Source organism: Streptomyces sp. NPDC023573 (assembly GCF_055559735.1).
Window position 1 is genome coordinate 40,968 of record NZ_JBVHKB010000003.1, and the last position, 21,625, is coordinate 62,592.

General features: G+C 72.9%; 20 protein-coding genes. 7 read left to right on the forward strand and 13 right to left on the reverse strand.

The window, feature by feature from the left end:
- Positions 1 to 129: 129 nt before the first annotated feature.
- From ACZ32T_RS10855 to ACZ32T_RS10865, 3 genes are all read right to left on the reverse strand, one after another.
- On the reverse strand, positions 130 to 1,404 hold the full coding sequence (locus ACZ32T_RS10855; RefSeq protein WP_467366358.1) for an HRDC domain-containing protein: 1,275 nt from the start codon (positions 1,402 to 1,404) through the stop codon (positions 130 to 132).
- Between the two features lie 132 nt (positions 1,405 to 1,536).
- Positions 1,537 to 2,199: a helix-turn-helix transcriptional regulator gene (locus ACZ32T_RS10860; RefSeq protein ID WP_033300087.1), complete on the reverse strand. Its 663-nt coding sequence runs from the start codon at positions 2,197 to 2,199 to the stop codon at positions 1,537 to 1,539.
- Between the two features lie 224 nt (positions 2,200 to 2,423).
- Positions 2,424 to 3,083, reverse strand: a complete 660-nt coding sequence (locus tag ACZ32T_RS10865) for a DUF3000 domain-containing protein (protein WP_467263691.1) — start codon at positions 3,081 to 3,083, stop codon at positions 2,424 to 2,426.
- 119 nt (positions 3,084 to 3,202) lie between these two features.
- On the opposite strand from ACZ32T_RS10865, the gene hemE reads away from it, so the two are divergent.
- Positions 3,203 to 4,285 (forward strand): uroporphyrinogen decarboxylase, encoded by a 1,083-nt coding sequence (hemE, locus tag ACZ32T_RS10870; RefSeq protein WP_467264373.1) that lies wholly within the window; start codon positions 3,203 to 3,205, stop codon positions 4,283 to 4,285.
- Here the strand turns inward: hemE and ACZ32T_RS10875 are convergent, their stop codons facing one another.
- On the reverse strand, positions 4,286 to 5,662 hold the full coding sequence (locus ACZ32T_RS10875) for an FAD-dependent oxidoreductase (RefSeq protein WP_467366360.1): 1,377 nt from the start codon (positions 5,660 to 5,662) through the stop codon (positions 4,286 to 4,288).
- Positions 5,663 to 5,714: 52 nt separating this feature from the next.
- The gene (locus ACZ32T_RS10880) at positions 5,715 to 6,689 is read right to left on the reverse strand and encodes a DUF4349 domain-containing protein (protein ID WP_467366362.1); all 975 of its coding nucleotides are present in this window, start codon (positions 6,687 to 6,689) and stop codon (positions 5,715 to 5,717) included.
- A gap of 126 nt (positions 6,690 to 6,815) precedes the next feature.
- Here ACZ32T_RS10880 and hemG point away from each other — a divergent pair, with 126 nt between their 5' ends.
- A complete protein-coding gene (hemG, locus tag ACZ32T_RS10885; protein ID WP_467366364.1) occupies positions 6,816 to 8,303 on the forward strand; it encodes a protoporphyrinogen oxidase in 1,488 nt (495 codons plus the stop codon).
- A 4-nt stretch (positions 8,304 to 8,307) separates the two neighbouring features.
- On the forward strand, positions 8,308 to 9,021 hold the full coding sequence (gene hemQ, locus ACZ32T_RS10890; RefSeq protein ID WP_356714022.1) for a hydrogen peroxide-dependent heme synthase: 714 nt from the start codon (positions 8,308 to 8,310) through the stop codon (positions 9,019 to 9,021).
- Between the two features lie 275 nt (positions 9,022 to 9,296).
- Here hemQ and ACZ32T_RS10895 read toward each other — a convergent pair whose 3' ends face one another.
- The 3 genes from ACZ32T_RS10895 to ACZ32T_RS10905 form a co-directional block, all read right to left on the reverse strand.
- Positions 9,297 to 10,073, reverse strand: a complete 777-nt coding sequence (locus tag ACZ32T_RS10895; RefSeq protein WP_467263699.1) for a TIGR04222 domain-containing membrane protein — start codon at positions 10,071 to 10,073, stop codon at positions 9,297 to 9,299.
- Between the two features lie 118 nt (positions 10,074 to 10,191).
- Positions 10,192 to 11,187 (reverse strand): TIGR04222 domain-containing membrane protein, encoded by a 996-nt coding sequence (locus tag ACZ32T_RS10900; protein WP_467366366.1) that lies wholly within the window; start codon positions 11,185 to 11,187, stop codon positions 10,192 to 10,194.
- Between the two features lie 6 nt (positions 11,188 to 11,193).
- Positions 11,194 to 12,486, reverse strand: coding sequence for an MbnB/TglH/ChrH family RiPP precursor modification enzyme (locus tag ACZ32T_RS10905; protein WP_467366368.1), 1,293 nt, complete (start codon positions 12,484 to 12,486; stop codon positions 11,194 to 11,196).
- A gap of 512 nt (positions 12,487 to 12,998) precedes the next feature.
- Here ACZ32T_RS10905 and ACZ32T_RS10910 point away from each other — a divergent pair.
- Positions 12,999 to 14,357, forward strand: a complete 1,359-nt coding sequence (locus ACZ32T_RS10910; protein WP_467366370.1) for a family 43 glycosylhydrolase — start codon at positions 12,999 to 13,001, stop codon at positions 14,355 to 14,357.
- Positions 14,358 to 14,363: 6 nt separating this feature from the next.
- Here the strand turns inward: ACZ32T_RS10910 and ACZ32T_RS10915 are convergent, their stop codons facing one another.
- Together ACZ32T_RS10915 and ACZ32T_RS10920 are read right to left on the reverse strand one after the other, a co-directional pair.
- On the reverse strand, positions 14,364 to 15,161 hold the full coding sequence (locus ACZ32T_RS10915; RefSeq protein ID WP_467366977.1) for a DUF4142 domain-containing protein: 798 nt from the start codon (positions 15,159 to 15,161) through the stop codon (positions 14,364 to 14,366).
- 172 nt (positions 15,162 to 15,333) lie between these two features.
- A complete protein-coding gene (locus ACZ32T_RS10920; protein ID WP_467366373.1) occupies positions 15,334 to 16,098 on the reverse strand; it encodes a peptidyl-tRNA hydrolase in 765 nt (254 codons plus the stop codon).
- Between the two features lie 73 nt (positions 16,099 to 16,171).
- Between ACZ32T_RS10920 and ACZ32T_RS10925 the strand changes: the two genes are divergently transcribed.
- The 3 genes from ACZ32T_RS10925 to ACZ32T_RS10935 are packed head-to-tail and all read left to right on the forward strand — an operon-like array spanning position 16,172 to position 18,661.
- The gene (locus ACZ32T_RS10925) at positions 16,172 to 16,846 is read left to right on the forward strand and encodes an AIM24 family protein (protein WP_467263708.1); all 675 of its coding nucleotides are present in this window, start codon (positions 16,172 to 16,174) and stop codon (positions 16,844 to 16,846) included.
- Positions 16,843 to 18,468: an ATP-binding cassette domain-containing protein gene (locus tag ACZ32T_RS10930; protein ID WP_467366375.1), complete on the forward strand. Its 1,626-nt coding sequence runs from the start codon at positions 16,843 to 16,845 to the stop codon at positions 18,466 to 18,468. The genes ACZ32T_RS10925 and ACZ32T_RS10930 overlap by 4 nt, the downstream gene beginning before the upstream one ends.
- Before the next feature lie 13 nt (positions 18,469 to 18,481).
- Positions 18,482 to 18,661, forward strand: a complete 180-nt coding sequence (locus ACZ32T_RS10935) for a hypothetical protein (RefSeq protein WP_393764173.1) — start codon at positions 18,482 to 18,484, stop codon at positions 18,659 to 18,661.
- A gap of 17 nt (positions 18,662 to 18,678) precedes the next feature.
- Here ACZ32T_RS10935 and ACZ32T_RS10940 read toward each other — a convergent pair whose 3' ends face one another.
- From ACZ32T_RS10940 to ACZ32T_RS10950, 3 genes are all read right to left on the reverse strand, one after another.
- The gene (locus ACZ32T_RS10940; protein WP_467263712.1) at positions 18,679 to 19,584 is read right to left on the reverse strand and encodes a polysaccharide deacetylase family protein; all 906 of its coding nucleotides are present in this window, start codon (positions 19,582 to 19,584) and stop codon (positions 18,679 to 18,681) included.
- Positions 19,585 to 19,679: 95 nt separating this feature from the next.
- Positions 19,680 to 21,056, reverse strand: a complete 1,377-nt coding sequence (locus ACZ32T_RS10945) for an alkaline phosphatase PhoX (protein ID WP_467366377.1) — start codon at positions 21,054 to 21,056, stop codon at positions 19,680 to 19,682.
- Between the two features lie 133 nt (positions 21,057 to 21,189).
- Positions 21,190 to 21,615 (reverse strand): OsmC family protein, encoded by a 426-nt coding sequence (locus ACZ32T_RS10950; protein ID WP_467263716.1) that lies wholly within the window; start codon positions 21,613 to 21,615, stop codon positions 21,190 to 21,192.
- Between the last annotated feature and the right edge of the window lie 10 nt (positions 21,616 to 21,625).

The window sequence follows — 21,625 nt, forward strand, 5'->3', positions numbered from 1 at the left end:
GAAGCGGGTACGGGAGGGCCGGTTAACTGGCGTGAATTCGATCCTCCTCGACGGACCGGCCCCCGGTGCGGCCCCGACACGCGTACGCCCCTGCCGGATCCGGCAGGGGCGTACGCGTGTCGCGCGGTGTCAGGCGCTGGTGTCCAGGGCGCGCAGCAGCAGCGGGCCGACCTGTCCGATCTGCCAGTGGCGCGCGCCGTGTCCGGCCAGCACGGTCTCGACCGCGTCCGGAGTCAGGACCTTGGGCGGCTCCCAGCAGATCCGGCGCACGGTGTCCGGGGTGATCAGATTCTCCTGCGGCATGTGCAGCCGCTCGGCGAGCTCCGAGACGGCGGCGCGGGCCGCCGACAGCCGTGCCGCGGCGGCCGGGTCCTTGTCGGCCCACGAGCGGGGAGGCGGCGGGCCCGCAGGCTGCTGGCCGGGCTGCGGCAGCTCCGACTCGGGCAGCTCCTTGGCCCGGTCGACGGCCGCCTGCCACTGCTCCAGCTGACGACGACCCATGCGGTGCCCGAAGCCGGGCAGCGCGGTGAGGGCCTGCACGTTCGCCGGAAGGGCCAGGGCCGCCTCGATGATCGCTGCGTCCCCGAGCACCTTGCCGGGCGAGATGTCCCGGCGCTGTGCCACCTGGTCACGGGCGGTCCACAGCTCCCGTACGACCGCGATCTGACGGCGGCGGCGCACCTTGTGCATGCCGGACGTCCGGCGCCACGGGTCCTTGCGCGGGGGAGCGGGCGGCGCCGAGGCGATCGCGGCGAACTCCTCCAGCGCCCACTCCAGCTTGCCCTGCCGGTCCAGCTCCTCCTCCAGGGCGTCGCGCAGGTCCACCAGCAGCTCGACGTCGAGCGCGGCGTAGCGCAGCCAGGGGTCGGGCAGGGGGCGGGTGGACCAGTCGACCGCGGAGTGGCCCTTCTCCAGGGCGTAGCCGAGGACGTTCTCGACTATGGCGCCCAGGCCGACGCGGGGGAAACCCGCCAGGCGTCCGGCGAGCTCCGTGTCGAAGAGCGAGGTCGGTGTCATGCCTATGTCGCGCAGGCAGGGCAGGTCCTGGGTGGCGGCGTGCAGGATCCACTCGGAGCCGGTGAGGGCCTGGCCGAGCGCGGACAGGTCGGGGCAGCCGACCGGGTCGATCAGCGCGCTGCCCGCGCCTTCCCGGCGCAGCTGCACGAGGTAGGCGCGCTGGCCGTAGCGATAGCCCGAGGCGCGCTCGGCGTCGACGGCGACGGGGCCCGTGCCCGCGGCGAAGTCCGCGACCACCCGGGCGAGCGCGTCGTCGGTCGCCACCACCGGGGGGATGCCCTCGCGCGGTTCGAGCAAGGGGATCGGCGCCGGGGCGACGTCGTCCGGGGGAGCGCCCCCGGTGGTTCGCAGTGAAGTGTCTGCTGCGGTCTCTTGGGCGTCGGTCACATGCCAAGGGTATCTGTGTATGTGCGTCGCCCGCCGACGGAACGTTCCGTCGACGGGCGGCCATGCACGTAAACCGGCCGGTTGCGCATCCGCGCAGGTGCCGGCGGGGTCCCGGGATCAGGGGCCCCGGGGTCAGTGGATGATGCCCGTGCGCAGGGCCACGGCGACCATTCCGGCGCGGTCTCCGGTGCCGAGCTTGCGGGCGATGCGGGCGAGGTGGCTCTTGACGGTGAGGGCGGAGAGGCCCATCGAGACACCGATGGCCTTGTTGGACTGGCCTTCGGCGACCAGGCGGAGCACCTCCACCTCACGGCCGGAGAGTTCGCGGTAGCCGCCCGGGTGGCTCGGGGAACCGGGAGGCCTGCGGTGCATACGGGCGGCATTGGCGCCGATCGGGGCGACGCCGGGACGGGTGGGGTGGCCGATGTTGGTACGGGTACCGGTGACGACATAGCCCTTCACGCCGCCCGCGAGGGCGTTGCGCACCGCGCCGATGTCATCGGCGGCGGAGAGGGCGAGGCCGTTCGGCCAGCCGGCGGCTCGGGTCTCGGACAGCAGGGTCAGCCCGGAACCGTCGGGCAGGTGGACGTCGGCAACGCAGATGTCGCGCGGGTTGCCGACGCGGGGGCGGGCCTCCGCGATGGACGACGCCTCGATGACGTCACGAACTCCGAGGGCCCACAGATGGCGGGTGACGGTGGAACGGACGCGCGGGTCGGCCACGACGACCATGGCCGTCGGCTTGTTCGGGCGGTAGGCGACCAGGCTTGCGGGCTGCTCGAGGAGAACGGACACCAGGCCTCCTGGGGAGTGGAGTGGCGGGACGGGCCGGCTCGGGGATGAAGCCGGGGCGAACCGTGCTTGAAGGGTCATTGACCTCTTCGGCAGCAGGCGCGTCCTCCTTTAGGGGAAGATCGCGATTTAGTGAGTAACAATTCGGGCAAATAGGACGCGCGATCGATTGTACGAAAAGAGAGCCGGTCCACGTGCGACCGGCTCTCCAGGAAAATGACGCAGCGTTACGAGACCTGTGGCCCGCGCCTCTGGGGCAGCGTCACCACCGCCGCGTCGGACGTGTCCGACGGCGGCAGGCCGGCGAGCTGGCAGAGGAGATCGCCCCAGGCGGCCAGGTGCGCCGCCGTGTCCGGCACCCCGCCTCGCCCCTCGCGCGGCGTCCACGAGGCCCGGATCTCGATCTGCGTCGCCGGGCGGCGCGCGGACAGCGCGCCGAAGTAGTGCGAACCGGCGCGCGTCACCGTCCCGCCCGCCTCCCCGTACGAGAGACCCCGGGCGTCCAGCGCCCCCGTGAGCCAGGACCAGCACACCTCGGGCAGCAGCGGGTCGGCTGCCATCTCCGGCTCCAGTTCGGCCCGTACGAGCGTCACCAAGCGGAACGTGCCCTGCCAGGCGTCGTGTCCGGACGGGTCGTGCAGGAGCACCAGGCGGCCGTCCGCGAGATCGTCCTCGCCCTCCACGACGGCGGCCTCCAGGGCGTACGCGTGCGGGGCGAGCCGCTTCGGCGGCCGTGTCGGCTCGACCTCCAGTTCAGGGCGCAGCCGGGCGGAACGCAGCGCGTCGACCGCCGACCGGAACGCGGGCGGGACGGTGTCGCCGTCCGCGCCCTCCTCGCTGTCGGTGTCATCGGAGTGATCGGAGAATTGTCCCTGAGCCGGAGCCATGCGGGGAAGAGTAGGCGGAACCGGAGCGCCGTGCAGGGAGGGACACCCATGCGGCGTCCGGCTCATCGTCGCTCCGTGCGAAGATTCTGTGCGTGAGTGCCAACGACCTTCCCCAAGAGCTGAGCTCCGTCCGATCAGGGGAGGGCCCGTCCTCGGGCCTGCCGGTGAACCCCGCCACCCATGACTCGGCCTTCCTCAAGGCCTGCCGCCGGGAGCCGGTGCCCCACACCCCGGTCTGGTTCATGCGTCAGGCGGGACGCTCGCTGCCCGAGTACCTCAAGGTCCGCGAGGGCATCGCGATGCTCGACTCGTGCATGATGCCGGAGCTGGTCACCGAGATCACGCTGCAGCCCGTGCGCCGCCACAAGGTCGACGCCGCGATCTACTTCAGCGACATCGTCGTACCGCTCAAGGCCATCGGCATCGACCTCGACATCAAGCCCGGCATCGGCCCGGTGATCGCCGAGCCGATCCGCACCCGCGCCGACCTGGCCCGGCTGCGCGACCTCACGCCCGAGGACGTCCCGTACGTCACCGAGGCCATCGGGATGCTCACCGCGGAGCTGGGCGCCACGCCGCTCATCGGGTTCGCCGGTGCGCCGTTCACCCTCGCGAGCTACCTCGTGGAGGGCGGCCCGTCCCGCAACCACGAGCGCACCAAGGCCATGATGTACGGCGAGCCGGAGCTCTGGGCCGACCTGCTCGACCGTCTCGCGGAGATCACCGGCGCGTTCCTCGAGGTCCAGATCGAGGCCGGCGCCTCCGCGGTGCAGCTCTTCGACTCCTGGGTCGGCGCACTGGCCCCGGCCGACTACCGCCGCTCCGTGATGCCGGCCTCCGCGAAGGTCTTCGACGCCGTCGCGTCGTACGGCGTCCCGCGCATCCACTTCGGCGTCGGCACCGGCGAGCTGCTCGGCCTGATGGGCGAGGCCGGCGCGGACGTCGTCGGCGTCGACTGGCGCGTCCCGATGGACGAGGGCGCCCGACGTGTCGGCCCCGGCAAGGCGCTCCAGGGCAACCTGGACCCCGCGGTGCTGTTCGCGCCGTCCGAGGCGGTGGAGGCGAAGACCCGCGAGGTGCTCGACGCCGCCGCCGGTCTCGAGGGCCACATCTTCAACCTCGGGCACGGCGTCATGCCGACCACGCCCCCGGACGCCCTGACGCGCCTGGTGGAGTACGTCCACCAGCAGACGGCCCGCTAGTCAGCCGCCGGCCGTCCGCACCGCCGACACGGCCTTGCGGGCGGCCACCAGGACCGGGTCCCAGACCGGGGAGAACGGCGGGGCGTAGCCGAGGTCGAGGGCCGTCATGGCCTCCACCGTCATCCCCGCGGTGAGCGCCACCGCCGCGACGTCCACGCGCTTCGCCGCCCCCTCACGGCCGATGATCTGCACGCCCAGCAGCCGGCCGGTCCGGTACTCGGCGAGCATCTTCACCGTCATCGGCTTCGCCCCCGGGTAGTAGCCGGCGCGCCCCGTCGACTCGATCGTCGCCGTGACGAAGCGCAGGCCGACCGCGCGGGCGTCCTTCTCACGCAGCCCGGTCCTGGCGATCTCCAGGTCGCAGACCTTGCTCACCGCCGTGCCCACCACGCCGGGGAACGTGCCGTAGCCGCCGCCCACGTTGGACCCGATGATCTGGCCGTGCTTGTTGGCGTGGGTGCCGAGCGCGATGTGCCGGGTGCGGCCGGCGACGAGGTCCAGGACCTCCACGCAGTCCCCGCCCGCCCAGATGTCGTCCTGCCCCACGACCCGCATCGACAGGTCCGTCAGGAGGCCGCCGTGCGGCCCCAGCGGCAGACCGGCCTCGCGGGCCAGGGCGGTCTCCGGCTCGACGCCGATACCGAGCACGACGACATCCGCCGGGTAGGTCCCCCCGTCCGTGACGACCTCCGTGACCCGGCCGTCCGGGCCGGTACCGATACGGGTGACCCCGGCGCCGTTGACCGTGGTGATGCCCAGCCCGTCCATCGCGTCGTGGACCAGCTTCCCCATGTCCGGATCGAGGGTCGCCATCGGCTGCGCGCCGCGGTTGAGCACCGTCACCTCGAAGCCGCGCTTGAGCATCGCCTCGGCCATCTCGACGCCGATGTAGCCCGCGCCGACGACGACCGCCCGGCGCCCCGGAGCCCGTTCCAGCGATTCCAGGAGCGCCTGGCCGTCGCCCAGTGTCTGCACGCCGTGGACGCCCGGGGCGTCGATCCCGGGCAGGTCGGGGCGTACCGGCCGGGCGCCGGTGGCGATCACCAGCTTGTCGTAGCCCGTCCAGTACGTCTCGCCGCTGTCGCGGTCCAGCGCCCGTACCCGGTGCCCGGCGACGTCGATCTCCGTCACCTCGGTGCGGGTGCGCAGATCGATGGAACGGGCCCGGTGCTCCTCGGGCGTCCGGGCGATGAGGTCGTCCGGCCCCTCGACGTCGCCGCTCACCCAGTACGGGATGCCGCAGGCGGAGTACGACGTGAAGTCGCCGCGTTCGAAGGCCACGATGCTCATCGCGTCGGGCCCCTTGAGCCTGCGGGCCTGCGACGCGGCGGACATGCCCGCCGCGTCGCCTCCGACGACCACCAGTCGCTCCGTCATGTGCCGGGTCCCTTCGACGCCGTGTGCAGGGTCAGGGGCCACGCTACGACGCCTACGGGGCCGGCGGGGCCTCGGAGGTGTCCGTGGCCGGCCGGGGCGTCGTACGGCGTCGTGGCAGTCGGCCGCGGACCAGCCGCCACAGGAGCACCAGGACGGCCGCCGCGGCCAGGAACGGCGCCGTGGCACCGACCGCCACCGCGATCCACCGCAGCATCGTCACGAAGGCGTCCCAGCCGCCTTCCAGCGCGTCCAGGAAACCGGTGTCCTCGTCCCCGGGATCCTTCCCGTCCTCGTACGGCTCGCTGAGTTCGAGCGTGACGGTCGCGAGGGAGGTGCGGTCCTCCAGCGACGCCTGCTGGGCGAGCAGGGACTCCAAGTCGGACTGCCTGCTGCTCAGTTCACCTTCCAGCGTCACCACGTCGGTGAGCTTCTCGGCCTTGTCCATCAGGTCACGGACCCGGGCCACGCTCGCCCGCTGCGTCGCGATCCGGCTCTCGACGTCCACGACCTGCCCGGTGACGTCCTTCGCGTTCGACGTACGCGACAGCAGCTTCCCCGATCCGGCGAGGCCGTTCAGCACCTCCTCGTACCGGGCCTGCGGCACGCGCAGGACGAGATGAGACGTGTCGTGGGTGTCGTCGACCCGTTCCGTGGTCTCGTCCGCCACGATCCCACCGGCGTCCTCCGCGGCGCTCCGGGCCGCGGCGACCGCCTCCGGCACGTTCTTCACCTCGATGGAGAGCGTGGCCGTGCGGATGACGTGCACCGCGACCGCGGCACCGGGTTCCGGCGCCGCGGAGGCGCCGTCGGCGGGCTTCACGGCCGGCTTCTCGCCGGCACCGGCCGCCGCCGGGCCGGCCTTGCCGTCCGCCGCGGACTTGAACCCCTCCCCGCCGCTGTCGGAGGCACCGCCGCACGCGCCGGTGGCCAGGAGCACCACGAGCAGCCCGGCGGCCGCCGTCACGCGTGATGTCCGGCGGCCGGGGCGGGTGGGTGGATGGCTGTCCGTGTGTCGGTCGAAAGGCATGACGCGTCCCCCAGGGCCGTTGTCGGTGGTGGCGGTTCGACGTGCGGGACCCGTGCGCGGGTTTCGTCCCCGCGGTTTCGAAGCGGTCACGTTCGGGACTCGGGACGGGTTTGAGAGAGTGGACCCATGCAGCGTTCCTCTCAGCGCGACACCACACGTACGGGCCACGTCGTCGTCATCGGCGGCGGCATCGCCGGACTCGCCGCCGCCCACCGGCTGCTGGACTCCGGTCTGCGGGTCACCGTCCTGGAGGCGACGGAGCGGCTCGGCGGCAAGCTGATGACCGGCGAGATCGCGGGCACCCGGGTCGACCTCGGCGCCGAGTCGATGCTCGCGCGCCGGCCCGAGGCCGTCGAGCTGGCCACCGCGGCCGGACTCGGCGACCGGCTCCAGCCGCCCGCCACCGCCACCGCCTCGGTCTGGACCCGCGGCGCCCTGCGCCCCATGCCCAAGGGCCATGTGATGGGCGTGCCGGGCGACCCGTCGGCGCTCAGCGGCGTGCTCTCGCCCGAGGGCCTGGCCCGGATCGCCGAGGAGCGCGACCTCACCCCGACCGCCGTCGGCGACGACGTCGCGGTCGGCTCGTACGTCGCCGACCGGCTCGGCCGCGAGGTCGTCGACCGGCTCGTCGAGCCGCTGCTCGGCGGGGTGTACGCGGGTGACGCCTACCGGATCTCGATGCGCGCGGCCGTGCCCCAGCTCTTCGAGGCCGTGAAGGAGGGCGGCCCGCTCCTCGACGGCGTACTCCGCATCCAGGAGAGGGCCGCCGCCCGGCAGCAGACCGGACCCGTCTTCCAGGGCATCGAGGGAGGCATCGGCACCCTGCCGGGCGCCGTGGCCGAAGCCTTGAGGGCCGGTGGCGCCGAGATCCTCATGGAGACCCCGGTGCTCGGCCTGACCCGGAGCGGCGAGGGCTGGGACGTGCGCACCGACAGCCGGGTGATCGCCGCCGACGCTCTCGTCCTGGCCACCCCGGCCTGGTCCGCCTCCACCCTGCTCGCCGCCGAGTGCCCGGCCGCCTCGGTCGAGCTCGCCGCCGTCGAGTACGCCTCGATGGCCCTGATCACCATGGCCTTCCGGCGCACCGACATCGAGAACACCGAGGCGCTCCGGGGGCGCTCCGGATTCCTCGTACCGCCCGTCGACGGGCGCACGATCAAGGCCGCCACCTTCTCCAGCAACAAGTGGCAGTGGGTCGCCGACGCGGCTCCCGACCTCTTCGTGCTGCGCACCTCCGTCGGCCGCTACGGCGAGGAGGAGCACCTGCACCGTGAGGACTCCGAGCTCGTCGCCGCGTCCCTGGGCGAGCTCGCCTCCGCCGCCGGGCTGACGGCCCGGCCCGTGGACACCGAGGTCACCCGGTGGATCGGGGGGCTCCCCCAGTACCCCGTGGGCCACCTCTCCCGCGTCGCCAGGATCCGCGAGGAGGTCGCCAAGCTGCCCGGTCTGCGGGTCTGCGGAGCGGTGTACGACGGCGTCGGGATCCCGGCCTGCGTCGCCGGCGCGCACCGCGCCGCGGACGAGATCGTCCAGGACCTCACGGGCCCGGTCACGGGGGAGATCGACAACACGCGCCCCCGGGTTCGGGGCACCGGGAGCGAGGCGGGACAATAGCCGTATGAGTGCGCCAGAAAAGCTTCCGAACGCAGGCAAGAAGGCCAAGGACCTCAACGAGGTCATCCGCTACACCCTGTGGTCCGTCTTCAGGCTGAAGGACGTCCTTCCCGTGGACCGCGCCGGTTACGCCGACGAGGTCCAGGAGCTGTTCGACCAGCTCGGGGCCAAGGACATCACGGTCCGTGGCACGTACGACGTGTCCGGCCTCAGGGCCGACGCCGATCTGATGATCTGGTGGCACGCCGAGACCTCCGACGAGCTCCAGGAGGCGTACAACCTCTTCCGGCGCACGAAGCTGGGCCGCGCACTCGAGCCTGTCTGGTCGAACATGGCGCTGCACCGCCCCGCCGAGTTCAACAAGTCGCACGTGCCGGCCTTCCTGGCCGACGAGACCCCGCGCGACTACATCAGCGTGTACCCCTTCGTGCGCAGTTACGACTGGTACCTGCTGCCTGACGAGGACCGCCGCCGCATGCTCTCGGACCACGGCAAGATGGCCCGTGGCTACCCCGACGTGCGCGCCAACACGGTCGCCTCCTTCTCGCTGGGCGACTACGAGTGGGTCCTCGCCTTCGAGGCCGACGAGCTCTACCGCATCGTCGACCTCATGCGTCACCTGCGGGCCTCCGAGGCGCGGCTGCACGTCCGCGAAGAGGTGCCGTTCTACACCGGACGCAGGAAGTCCGTCGCAGACTTGGTGGCCGGACTCGCATAGCCAGCGTTTCCGGTCATCCCGACCCGGAAGATCAGTTGGCGGGCAACGGCGCGTGTGACGCCGCCCGTCGTTCCAGCGACACCGGGTCCGGTGCCGGGTGCACATCGGCCGACGGCCGGCGAACTGTCGTGGCCCGCGGGGGAGTCAGCCATTCCTCTCCGTGGGCCGCCGCTCCTCGCCGGTCAGGCCGATGTGCCCCGGTCCGCACAACTGGACAGCACGGCAGCAGGGGCCGCCCCGTCGTTCCGGGGTGGTCCCTGCCGCACATCGAGGGGTCAGCCGCCGGTCCGCGCCCCGCTCAGCATCGCCGCACGCAGGCCGGGGTCCTCCAGAGCCCCCACGCCCCTCACCGCCACCGCCGCCAGGAGATCGCGGTCCGCGCCGCGCACCGGGGCAGGGAGCGAGTCCAGCCAGCGCTGCCCGGACGGGGAGGCCCACGGGCTGTACGGATGGTTCTCCACCCGCGCGATGGCCAGGCAGCCCAGCGTCAGCACGAGCGGAAGCCCGAACCACGCGGCCACCGGGCCCGCGTCGCCCGTCTCCTGACCGGGCATCAGCATGGCGGTGACCGCCAGGGCCACCACGAGCACCGCCGCGCCCCGCACGGCACGCACCGCCGACTCCAGCCCCGTACGCGTCCCGTGCGGCACGGCGAGGCCTGCGGCGACGAGGCGGTCGGCGAGGGAGAGCACGGCGTCGGCCGCCGCGGCGGCCGCCCGTATGGGGCCTATCCGGGACTGGCCTTCCGGGCCGATCGCGCGGATCACGGTGCGCTCGACCTCGTCCCGGCCTTCCGGGTCGACGACCGTCGCCCAGCCCGTGTGGGCGAGCAGCAGCCGACGCCGCAGATGCATGGAGACGAGCGCGAGATCGGCCACCCGCTGCGGTCCGCCGGCCAGGAACGCCGTCTCGTACAGAGTGAGTTCGGGGGAGACGGGCACCCGCGCGGCAGGGGGCTGCCGCTGGGCCGCACCCGCGGTGAGGAGGCACAGCCGGATGCAGGAGACGGCAGCCGCGCCCCACGCGACCAGAAGAAGAAGAACCCAGAGCATGGGCCGAGTTCTATGCGAAAACGGCAAGGCAGCGCCATGGGTTGTTCACGATACGGACCAACCTCGGTCACAGACGGTCAGAGGTGGCTGAATTCCTACGCCTGCCGAACCTGCTCCCTCACGAGCCTCCGCCGCAACTGCTCCCGCTGCTGCAGCTCGACCCTCCGCCGCAGCTCGACCCGCTGCTGCCGCAGCTCGATCCCGAACCGCACGTGGAGCCCGTCCCCGAGTCACCGCCCCCGCCGCTGGACCCGCCGCAGCTCCCGCCACCGGGGCCCGCCCCGGCGCACCACACCACGGGCACCGACGCGACCGCGGCGGCGGACGAGGACGAGGAGACCGACGAGGAGCGCCCGGCGGTCCGTTGCCTGGCCGCGGCCACCAACTGCCCCCGGAGCTCGGGGTCGGGGAGCGCGGCCGGCCCCCGGGTGGCCACCAGGCGGGCCGGGTCGGTCACATGGGCGTCGGCCGCCCGGCAGCTGTCGGCGGCCCTGCGCCCCGCCCTGGTGAGCCGTGCCTTGGCCGACGCCGCGGTGACCGGACCGACCACGGCCCCGGCCACGAGGGCGGGCAGCACCTTCAGGACGAAGGGGAAGGGCAGGTCCGTGAACCCGTCGTGCAGGGCGTACTGCGCGACGGTCAGCACGATGGCGAGCGGGAAGCCCACGACGCATCCGATACCCAGCGTGAGCGCCCAGGTGCGGCGGGTCCGGCTCTCGCCGGGCGCGACCAGCAGCCCGCGGGCGGCCAGGCCGTCGCCGATCTCCTGCACCGCGGGGTGCCGCATCACGGCCTCCCGCAGGGTGTGCAGGGCGCCGTTCGGAGCCGCGGCCAGCTCCTGGAGCACGGCGCGCTCCACCGCGTCGCGGGCCTCGGGCCGCTGGACCGCGACGATGCCGGGGCCACCGATGGTCAGCCGTCCGTCCGTGTGCATGCGGGTGAGCGCGGTGTCCACGACCCGGGCCGGGCCACCGTTGAGAAAGGCCTCCTCGGAGAGGTCGTGCACATACCCGGTGGTGCCGTCGTCCCGCAGGCCGGCGCGGCGTGTGGCGACGACCAGGAGCGTGCAGGAGACGGCCACGGCCAGTGTCAGCAGGAGAGCGAGAGCGTTCATCCGAAGTCACCTTCCGAGCAGGGCGGTACGGGCGGCATGGACCAGACGGGCCCCTCGGCGCGGCGGACGGGGGGCGGCGCGCTCCTGCCACCAGCGCGTCAGCCTCCGGCGGGCCGCGTCGTCGTCCGGGTGGCCGGTGGCGAGCAGCTGCTCGGCGAAACCGAGCGCGTCGCGGCGGTAACCGCCGGACATCGGCCGGTTCCTGGCGTACGCGAGGAACGCCTTCCGGTAGCCGTCGCCGAGGATCTCGGGCAGCTCCGGTGCGACCTTGGCGACGACTTCGGCCCGCTTCACGGCCAGGGCGCGGCCCTGCACCCCGAGGCGCCGGCGGTCGAAGCCGTCCGGGGCGGGCGTGCCGGCCACGAGCGAGGAGAGCAGCGCCGTCTGCGCGACGGCGGTCCGGTCACGGGCCCCGGCCGCGCGGACGGCCGGCTCCGGTGGCCGGGTGGGCCGCTTCCGGCCTGTCCCCGGTCCGGCGGCCGCGGCGGCCAGGGTGGAGCGGATCGCGGTCAGTTCACCGGCCAGCTCGCCGGCCGGCGGGAAGTCGTCGTCGCGCTCCAGCAGGACCCCGGGCGGGTCCACCCGGGAGCGGAGCTCGCCCAGCACGTCCAGGACGGGACGCGTCACGGGGTGGGCGTGCGTGTCGTGCCAGACGCCGTCCTTCTCGACTCCGCCCGCCACATGGACGTAGGCGATGGCCTCCACCGGCAGTTCGTCGAGCGCCCTCGCGGGGTCCTCGCCACGGTTCACCCGGTTGGTGTGCAGATTGGCGACGTCGATCAGCAGCCGTACGCCGGTGCGCTCGACCAGCTCCGCGAGGAACTGGCCCTCGGTCAGCTCCTCGCCGGGCCAGGCGATCAGGGCGGCGATGTTCTCCAGGGCCAGCGGAACCGGCAGCGAGTCCTGCGCGATCCGCACGTTCTCGCAGAGCGCGTCCAGGGCGTCCCAGGTCCTCGGCACCGGCAGCAGATGGCCCGCCTCCAGGACCGGCGACGAGGTGAGCGGCCCTCCGGCGCGTACGAACGCGATGTGCTCGGTCACCAGGGGAGCCCCCAGCAGCTCGGCGCGTGCGGCGAGGCCGGCGAGACGGCCGGGCTCCGGGCGGTCGGCCCCGCCCAGGCCGAGCGACACCCCGTGCGGGACGACCGTGACCCCCCGCTCCCGCAGACGTACGAGGGACTCGGGGAGATGGTCCGCGCAGAGGTTCTCCGCGACCGCCTCGACCCAGTCGATCCCCGGCAGCGCCTCGACGGCGTCCGCGATCTCCGGCCGCCATCCGATGCCGATCCCCAGCTTCATGATGTCCCCTCCCCGTCCTGTGCTGGGGTCATGGCCCCGTCGTGCGGCGGTGAACCCGGAAGCGGGGACGTTCAGAGCTGGATTTGAGGTTCCCGGACAGGACCGAAGTACGCCGTTATCCGATCGTGATGCTTCTCGGTGGCTCATCGGCGCACCGCCGACCTGCGGAAAGGCGGAGTGATACGGATATGCCGACGAGCCGGACACTCCGGATTAATTCCATGGTCTGTTGACGGAGATCGACAGGCCTTCGCATGCTGATCGACATGCCATCCAAGGACGGCCGCACCCCCCCGGCGGGGTGTACGGGCCGGCACCGTACGACCGCCGTGCCGCGCGTCCCGTAGCGCCCGACGCCGGCTCCGCCCCCGTGAAAGCGAACGCCCGGCGGACAGACCCGACCCGGCCGACGCCGGCCCCGGGCCTGGCCGGACGATCCGCCGTGCCCTTCGACGGTCCCCGGGGACCGGGGGGCACGGCGTCCTGGACGACCGAAGGAGAACGCAACCGACATGACCAGCACCGAGAACAGGCCGCACCTCGGCCGGCGGTCCCTGCTGGCCCGGGCCGCCGGAGTGGGAGCGGCGGCCGCTCTGCCCGTGGCCGCCGCGCCGGCCGCGCAGGCCGCGGCCGCCCCGGCTCCGGACCACGCCGCTCCGGCAGCGGCGAGGCGGCGGTACCCGGCGAACTGGCCCGACCCCGAGCCCTACGGCCTCGCGGACACCCGGCAGGACCTCTGGCCCCGTGAGGACAACTCGTTCGTCCTGCCGCTGGAGCTGCGCCCCCGCGACGAGGAGCGCGGAGTGGTGTGGATGCGGGACACCTACGTCAACTGCTTCGTCGTCGACGGCCGTCCGCTCTACGTCGCCACGGGCACCACTCGCGTGCCCGGCCTCGAAGCGGCCGGCCCGTGGAACGACGGCATCTTCGTCTGGACGGCCCGCTCCCTCAAGGGGCCCTGGAAGCTGGCCGACACGACCGCAATCCGGCCCGGCGCGGAGAAGGGCAAGGTGTGGTCGCCGGAGTTCACCGACGAGAACCGTCCCGGGCGCACGGTCGTCGCGCCGTGGCAGGAGTACTGGTACGACGAGGAGTTCGGCAAGCGCGGCCAGGCGTGGGCCCCGGAGCTGCACCGCTTCCGCGGGAAGTGGTACCTCGTCGCCTGCATGGGAGACCACTCCGAGAAGGTGGGCTCGTTCATGCTCGTGAGCGAGGGCGGGGTCGAGGGCCCGTACCGGCTCGTCGAGGGCAACCTGGAGAAGCCCTTCGGCGAGTCGTTCATCGGAGGGCCGAGCTTCATCGAGCCCGGCGCCTACCACCACATCGACGGCAGCCTCTACAGTGAGGGTGACGACGCCTGGCTCGTGCTGCACAACAACCTGTACGCGAAGTTCCGCGACGACATGGAGGACATCGTCCCGACGACGGGCCTCCCCGCCTTCCGGCAGACGCCCTACACACCGGAGCCGTATCTCGAGGGCGCGTACGTGTTCAAGTACGGAGGGAAGTACTTCCTGCTCCACGCCGCCTGGGACCGGACGTCGATCGAGGCCGACGGCACCGCGCGCCAGGCCTACGAGCCGGGCGGCACGGGCCGTGTGCAGTACCAGTACGACGCGGTCGCAGCCGTCTCGGACGCCTTCGAGGGCCCCTACTCCGAGCGGTGGACCGTCGGCGTCGGCGCCGGGCACAACAACTTCTTCGAGGATTCCCGAGGCGATCTGTGGGCGACGTTCTTCCGCAACCCGAACTTCGGCCACTGGTCCGACCCGGCACGGCTCGCCGAGGCGGCCGTGCCCGGTGTCGTGCGGGTGGAGTGGACGGGGCCGAAGGGCAACCGACTGTACGTCCAGCGCCGCGACCGTGACTGACGGTCCCTACGGCTGAGGCAGCGGAGCCATGGTCGGTGGCACCGGGCGGGAGGTGAACGACTGGTCCTCGCCCGGAGCCACCGGCACCGGGCGGGAGGTGAACGACTGGCCCCCGCTCGGAGTCACCGGCACCGGGACCGGGGGAACACCCGCGCCCGAGGACACGGGAGGCCCCGAGGGGCTCGCGGTCGAGGCGCCGGCCGCCTCGCGCGCCAGGCCGTCGAAGTCGACGAAGCCGGTGCGCTCCAGCATCGTGATGTGGTCGAGCACGGTCTGGTTGGCGTCGGAGGCCAGCTGCCGGATCAGCGCGTTGCGCGTGGTGTGCCGGACCTGTGCGATCAGCGCGAACACCTTGCCGTGCGCGGCGCGCAGGAGGTTGGCGAACTTCTGCTCGTACTCCTGGCCGCCGGCGGCGGTGAGCTCCCTGAGCCAGCCCTGCTGCTGCTCGGTCGGCTGGTTCGGGAGTTCCACCCCGAGCTTGGCGGCCACGTCGCGGGCCCGCCGGTCCAGGTCGGTGTGTCCGACCACCAGATGATCGCCCGCGAGCTTCACCCCCTCGCTCGGTGCGCGCTCGATGGCCTGCTGCCCCGCGGGCAGCTCCCACAGCCCGGCGAGCCGCACCTTGACCAGGAAGTCCCGGTCGGTCGCCGAGAGCGGTCCCCACTGCGTCCCGACGCTGGAGGCGTTCAGATGGGCCTCGCCGGTGCCGGAGCGGTCGGCGTACGACCACACGGGAAAGGCGAGCGCGCCGAGCGTGGCGACCAGCGCGGCGATGATGAGGGCCGTTCCGTTGACGCGTCGCAGCAAGATGTCTCCCGGGCCGGTGCGTGACAGCTCGAATCAACCGCCAACTGACTCGGAGTACAACCTACTTGGCGGTAATGCCGATGCGGCAGTACGGGGAGATACGCATATCGGCCCAGGGATGTTCAGCCGGCCGGGCAGGCGGTGGGCACCACCCGGCGGGCCTGGCGGGTCAGCTGCGCAGGGCCGGGTGGTCGGCGACGACCGTGCAGGATCCCGGGGCGATCTCGGTGAATCCGGCGTCCCGCACCACCGGCAGCCCGCTCGCGGTGAGTTCGCGCCAGCGGGCGGCGTCAGGGGTGGCGACGGAGAGGGGGAACCCCGCCTCGCGCCACGCCTTGCGCTCCGTGTCCGACAGCTCCCACCAGGCGAGCTGGGCGCCGTGCCCGGCCTGGGCCATCGCCTTGCCCGCCGACATCTCGACGTCCGGACTCATCCACAGCACCGGACCGCCCGGACCGGGCGCGGCCGGAGGCTCCGGGTCGTCCAGGTCGGTTCCCGACACCTGGAGCTTGGCCAGCTCCTTCGGCCAGCCGTCCAGGGGTACCGGCGGGAACACCCGGACCTCGGCGTGCTCGCCCGTGACCGTGATCCCGGGCAGCGCGGAGGCCTTGCGCCACTCCGCGCCGCGCGCCCGCCGCACCACCTTGCGGATCCGGGCGTCCTGCCAGTCGCGCATGACCCGCGCCCACTCGCCCTCCGCCCCGCCCTCGTCCTCACCGAGCGAGCGGGGGTCCGAGAGGATCGTGAGCACCGCGCGGGCCGCCGTCACCAGCGCGTCGTTGCGCGCCGGGGGGTCGGTCTTCTCGAGGTGCACCACCAGCGGCAGGACGAACTGCGGGGCCTCGTCACGGGACGTCGGCTCACTGCGGAACGGGCTGTCGGCGGGGGCCTCCGACGCGGCGGGAAGGGGCTCAGGAATGCTGTCGCTGCTCACGCGTCCAGTCTGCCAGGCCCCTCGGACAAGGCGTTCTTGGCGGAACGGAGAGCTCCGGGTGAGGATGCGCGCTATGAAGAGCGACCTCTTTTCCAGCGAGCACATGGCGCAGCAGGCCACCGCCCCCGGCATGACCCTGCAGAACGCCAAGTCCATCAAGTACGCCGTCAACGGTGAGATGCACGCACGTCAGGGATCCATGATCGCCTTCCGCGGCGATCTCCGGTTCGAGCGCAAGGGCCAGGGCATCGGCGGCATGCTCAAGCGGGCCGTGACCGGTGAGGGGCTGGCCCTGATGGCGGTCACCGGCCAGGGGGAGGCGTGGTTCGCCCACGAGGCGGCCAACTGTTTCATCGTGGAGATGGAGCAGGGCGACGTCCTGACCATCAACGGCCGCAACGTCCTCTGTTTCGACGCCGGTCTGTCCTACGAGATAAAGACCGTGAAGGGCGCCGGGATGACGGGCGGCGGCCTCTTCAACAGCGTCTTCAGCGGACACGGCAAGCTCGGCCTGATCTGCGACGGCAACCCCATCGTGATCCCCGTCACCGCGCAGCAGCCGGTGTACGTCGACACGGACGCGGTCGTCGGCTGGAGCGCCCAGCTCTCCACCTCCCTGCACCGCTCGCAGAGCGTCGGCTCCATGGTGCGCGGCGGGTCCGGCGAGGCGGTCCAGCTGATGCTCCAGGGGGAGGGTTTCGTGATCGTACGCCCGAGTGAGCTCAAGCCGGAGAAGTCGTCCTCTTGATCCTGCGAGGAGTCGGCCGCCGGTACGGCCTGCGCGGTCCCTGGGTGCTGCGGGGGCTCGCTCTCGAGCTGCCCCCGCGCGCCCTGGTCCGGATCGAAGGTCCCAACGGTGTCGGCAAGTCGACACTGCTGAGGCTCCTCGCGGGCGTCGACGCGCCGACCGAGGGGTGCCTCCTGGACCGGCCGCGCACGGCGTACGTCCCCGAACGCTTCCCCGCGGCGCTGCCGTTCACCGCGGCCGGCTACCTCATCCACATGGGGCGCGTCCACGGACTTCCGACCGCCGAGGCCGCCGTACGGGCCCAGGAGTGGCTGGCGCGCTTCGGGGCCGCCGGGCACGCCCGTACACCTCTCGCGGAACTCTCCAAGGGCACCAGCCAGAAGGTCGCCGTCGCCCAGGCGCTCCTCGCCGAACCGGACCTCCTCGTCCTGGACGAGGCCTGGACCGGGCTCGACACCGCGGCCCGTGACGAACTGGACCGGGCCGTCGCCGAGCGGGTCGCCGGCGGCGCCACGGTGGTGTTCGTCGACCACGACCCGAAGCGGCTCGCCGGGGCGGCCGACCTCGCGTACCGGCTGGAGGGCCACACCCTCACCCCGGCGGCGGCTCAGCCCGGCGATACCGGCCCGCACGTCAGGATCGAGGCGACCGGCCGGCCTCCCGCCGCCCTCCCGCCAGTCCTGCCGGGCGCGCCCGTGGTGGAACGGGACGCCGGGGACCCGGCCGCGGTCCGGCTCACGACCACCGCGGCGCACTCGGACACGCTGCTCCACGCCCTGCTCACGGCCCGTCCGCCGTGGCACGTCACCGGGCTCACACAGCTTTCCGCCCAGGGCCCGGTGCCCGCGGTCGGGAGGGCCGTGGATCCGGCACCCGGCGGGCACCCCACCGCCGCTCCCTCGCCGGAGACGGTCCCGCGCCCCGCCCGTGCGGTCCGTTCGCCCGTGGGTGCCACGACCGCAGTGATCCGCTACCAGGCCGCGACGCTGGCACGCTCGCAGCGCTGGCTCGCCCCCCTCCTCCTGTACGCGGCGGTCCTCGGCATCGGCGTACGGGCGGGGCAGCCCCTGTTGGACTCGCTCGGTTACGCCGCCGCCGCGCTGCTCCCCGCGGCCGCCTGGCTCGTGCGGCTCTGCGTCACCCAGGAGCCGCTCGCCGCCCGGACCGTCACCGCCTCCGCCGTCGGGCCGGCGCGCGCCCACCGCGCCTCGCTGCTCACCGGCCTGGGCGGCGCGCTCGTCCTGGGCGCCGTGGGGGCGGGGATCGTGCTGCTGATCAGCGAACCGGTCAGCACCGACCACACCGCCGCCGTCCCGCTCCTGCCCGCCGCGCTCGCCGGACTGCTCGCGGCCGGGTGCTCCGCCCTGCTGGGATCGGCAGTCGGGGCGCTCTGCGCCCGGCCGGTCCTGCACCGCCACGGCTGGTCGCTCGCCGCGACCGTGCTCGGCTCCCTGCTCGCCCTCGTGACCGAGGGCTCACCCGCGAAGGCCGCGGTGACGGGCCTGGTCTCCGGTTCGCTCACCGGCACGGTGCGGGTGCCGCTGCTGCCCCTGGCGGGTGCGCTCGCCGTCGCCGTCGCGGTGGCCGCGCTCACGTCCCGGATCGCCGCTCTGCGCGAGTGAGTAGCCTCGACGTATGGACGATGCGTACTGCGAGACACCCGCGCCGGACCCCGCACCCGTGGACGCGGGTCCGCCGTACGCCGAGTGCGTGCTGTGCCGGAAGCCGACCGAACACCCGGAGTCGACGAAGGGCGCCACGCTCTGCCCGGTCTGCGCGTGGCAGGAGGCGGGGCGCACCGCCTGTTCCGGCTGACGCGCGGGCGGGTGCGGTCAGCCGCGCATCAGCTCGGAGACCTTGACGAAGCGGTAGCCGCGCTCGCGCAGCTCCGGGACGATCCGGCGTACGGCGTCTTCGGTGACGGGCGCCGCGCTGCGGGTGCAGTGCATGACCACCAGGGACCCCGGCTCCACCCCGCCCAGCACCTGCTCGGCCACCGCGTCCGCGTCCGTGGCGAAGGCGTCACCGCTGACCACGTCCCACTGGACCGCGGTCACACCGGTCGGGGCCAGCGCCTTCAGCGAGGTGTCGTCGTAGCAGCCGCCGGGGAAGCGGAAGTACGGCACGACGTTGCGCGCCCCGGTCTCCCGGATCGCGGTGAAGGCCCGCTCCACATCGCTCCGCATGTCCGTCTTCGCGACGGTCGGCAGGCCGTAGCAGGGGAAGGAGAAGGCGTAGTGGCTGTACGAGTGGTTGGCGATCTCGAACAGGGGATCGGTGCCGATCGAGCGGGCCTGGGCGGGATACTCCTGCGCCCACCTGCCGGTCATGAAGACCGTCGAGGGGACCTTCAGCCGGCGCAGCGACGCGATCAGTCCGGGATTGTCGAAGTGCTCGCCGTCAGCGGCACGCGGCCCCTGATCCGCCGTCATGTCGGCGTCGAAGGTGAGGGCCACGACCTTGTCCGCCCCGCCCCGGGCCGCGGAGCCGTCGGCGGCGCCGCCCGCCCGTCGTTCGAAGACCGGCGTGAGACCGCCGGGACCGGGGGCCAGGACGGGCGGCTCGCTCTCGGGAACCCGCGACGGGGAGGCGGGCCCCGTCGCGGGTTCCGTCGCCGGTGAGGGAGAGGCGGGCGGGAGCGCGGCGGTCGTGGCGCGGGTCGTCCCGGAGCTTCCGCAGCCGGTGAGTACGCCACCCACCACAGCCAGCACGATCATCGTACGAACGGATTTGATCATCGAAGGACGCTAGCCGTGGTCCGGCGGAACGTGCTCACGGCGCTCCGGCCGCCCGCCGGCCGGGCAGCCGGATCACCCGACTGCCCGTGCCCCCGTCAGCGCCAGGGGCCCGTCACCGCGAACGTCGTCCCCGGCGTGTAGCAGTTCACGAACATCGTCCCGCCGTCCGGTGAGAACGTGACGCCCGCGAACTCGCCCCACTCCGGCTCCTCGGCCGTCCCGATGTTCTGCCGGCCCCGCGCCATCGCGTAGACCTCGCCACGCCGCGTCACCCCGAGCACGTGCTGTGCGCCGCCCCCGTCCTCGCAGACCATCAGCCCGCCCCCCGCGGCGAGGCAGATGTTGTCCGGGGACTCGCCGGGCAGCCGCACATCGGTGTCGGGACCGAAGACGATCACCAGGGTGAGCCTCCGCCGCTTCGGTTCGTACCGCCACACCTGGCCGAAGTGGTCGGCCGTCGACCCTTCCGAGCTGTGCGCGAAGCTGGAGACGAAGTACACCGAGGAACCGCCCCAGTAACAGCCCTCCAGCTTCTGGGCGTGTGTGATGCCCTTCGCCCCGAAGTCCTGCAGCCGGATCGGGGTCTGCGCTGCCCCCGGATCCGGTACGGGGACCCACTCGATCCGGTCGAAGCTCGCACCCGTCTCCTGGATCGCGGAGAGGTCGGGTACGCCGGGCACCCGCATGGCCTCGAGCGCGCCGCCGGCCCGCAGGGATCCCGTGCCGCCGAGCGGCTTCTCGGGGAGGAAGCGGTAGAAGAGCCCGAACGGCTTCTCGAAGGCGTCCTCCGTCTCGTACACGATGCCGTTGTGCGGGTCGACCGCGACGGCCTCGTGCTGGAAGCGGCCCATCGCCGTCAGCGGTACGGCCCCGGTACGGCGCGGATCGGCGCCGTCCACCTCGAAGACGAAGCCGTGGTCCTTCGTGTAACCGTTGGTGCCGGCCTTGTCCTCGGTCTCCTCACACGTCAGCCAGGTGTTCCAAGGGGTGGGACCGCCCGCGCAGTTGACGGCCGTACCCGCGATGGCGACACGCTCACCGCGTACGTCGCCGCGGCCGTCGAGTTCGAGGGACGTACACCCGCCCTTGCCCATCGGGTCGTAGGTGAGGCCCTCGACCGTGGGGACGCCGATCTTTCCGGTGGTGCGGTTCTCGTGGTTGCGCACGAGATGGACGCGGCCGTGGCGGCCGGCGAAGGCGGCCATGCCGTCGTGGTTGCTGGGCACCTGTCCCTCACCGGAGCGGAGCTGGTCGCCCTCCCGGGAGAGCACCCGGTAGCGGAAACCTTTCGGCAGATCGAGCAGGCCGTCGGGGTCCGGCAGGAGGGGGCCATAGCCGCTGTGCCCCCTGGCGTCGGCGGTGCCGGCGAAGAGCTCGGTGAAGGCCCCGGTGAAGGCGACCGAGGCCGCGGTCGCGGCGCTGCCGGCCAGGACCTGTCGTCGTGTGGCGAGGTGTCGGGATGTGGATGACATGAGGCAACTCCCTGTTGGCGGACAGGTGAAGTGACCCGCATGTGTGTACCACGCGCCGTGGCGCGCGGGAACCACGCGGGCCACGATGCCCCTTGTGTCCCCGGGGCGTACGAGGCCCCGGGGACGGGTGGGATCAGGCCAGCGACGCGGTGAGCGTGATGGTCGTGCCCGAGAGCGCCTGGCTGACCGGGCAGTTCGCCTTGGCGTCCTCGGCGGCCTTCAGGAAGCCCGCCTCGTCCAGCCCCGGGACCTCGCCCTCCACCGTGAGGTGGATGCCGGTGATGCCGGTGCCGGGCTGGAAGGTGACCTCGGCCTGGGTGTTCAGCCGGGTGGGCGGGGTGCCCCCGCCGGCCAGGCCGTTGGAGAGGGCCATCGAGAAGCAGCTGGAGTGCGCGGCGGCGATGAGCTCCTCGGGGCTGGTCTTGCCGTTCGCCTTCTCCGCGCGGGACGGCCAGGAGACCGGGTACGCCCCGATCCCGGAGGAGTCGAGGGTGACAACGCCGTTGCCCTCGAGCAGGTTGCCTTCCCAGACCGTGTGCGCCTGACGCGTGGTAGCCATGCTTGATCCC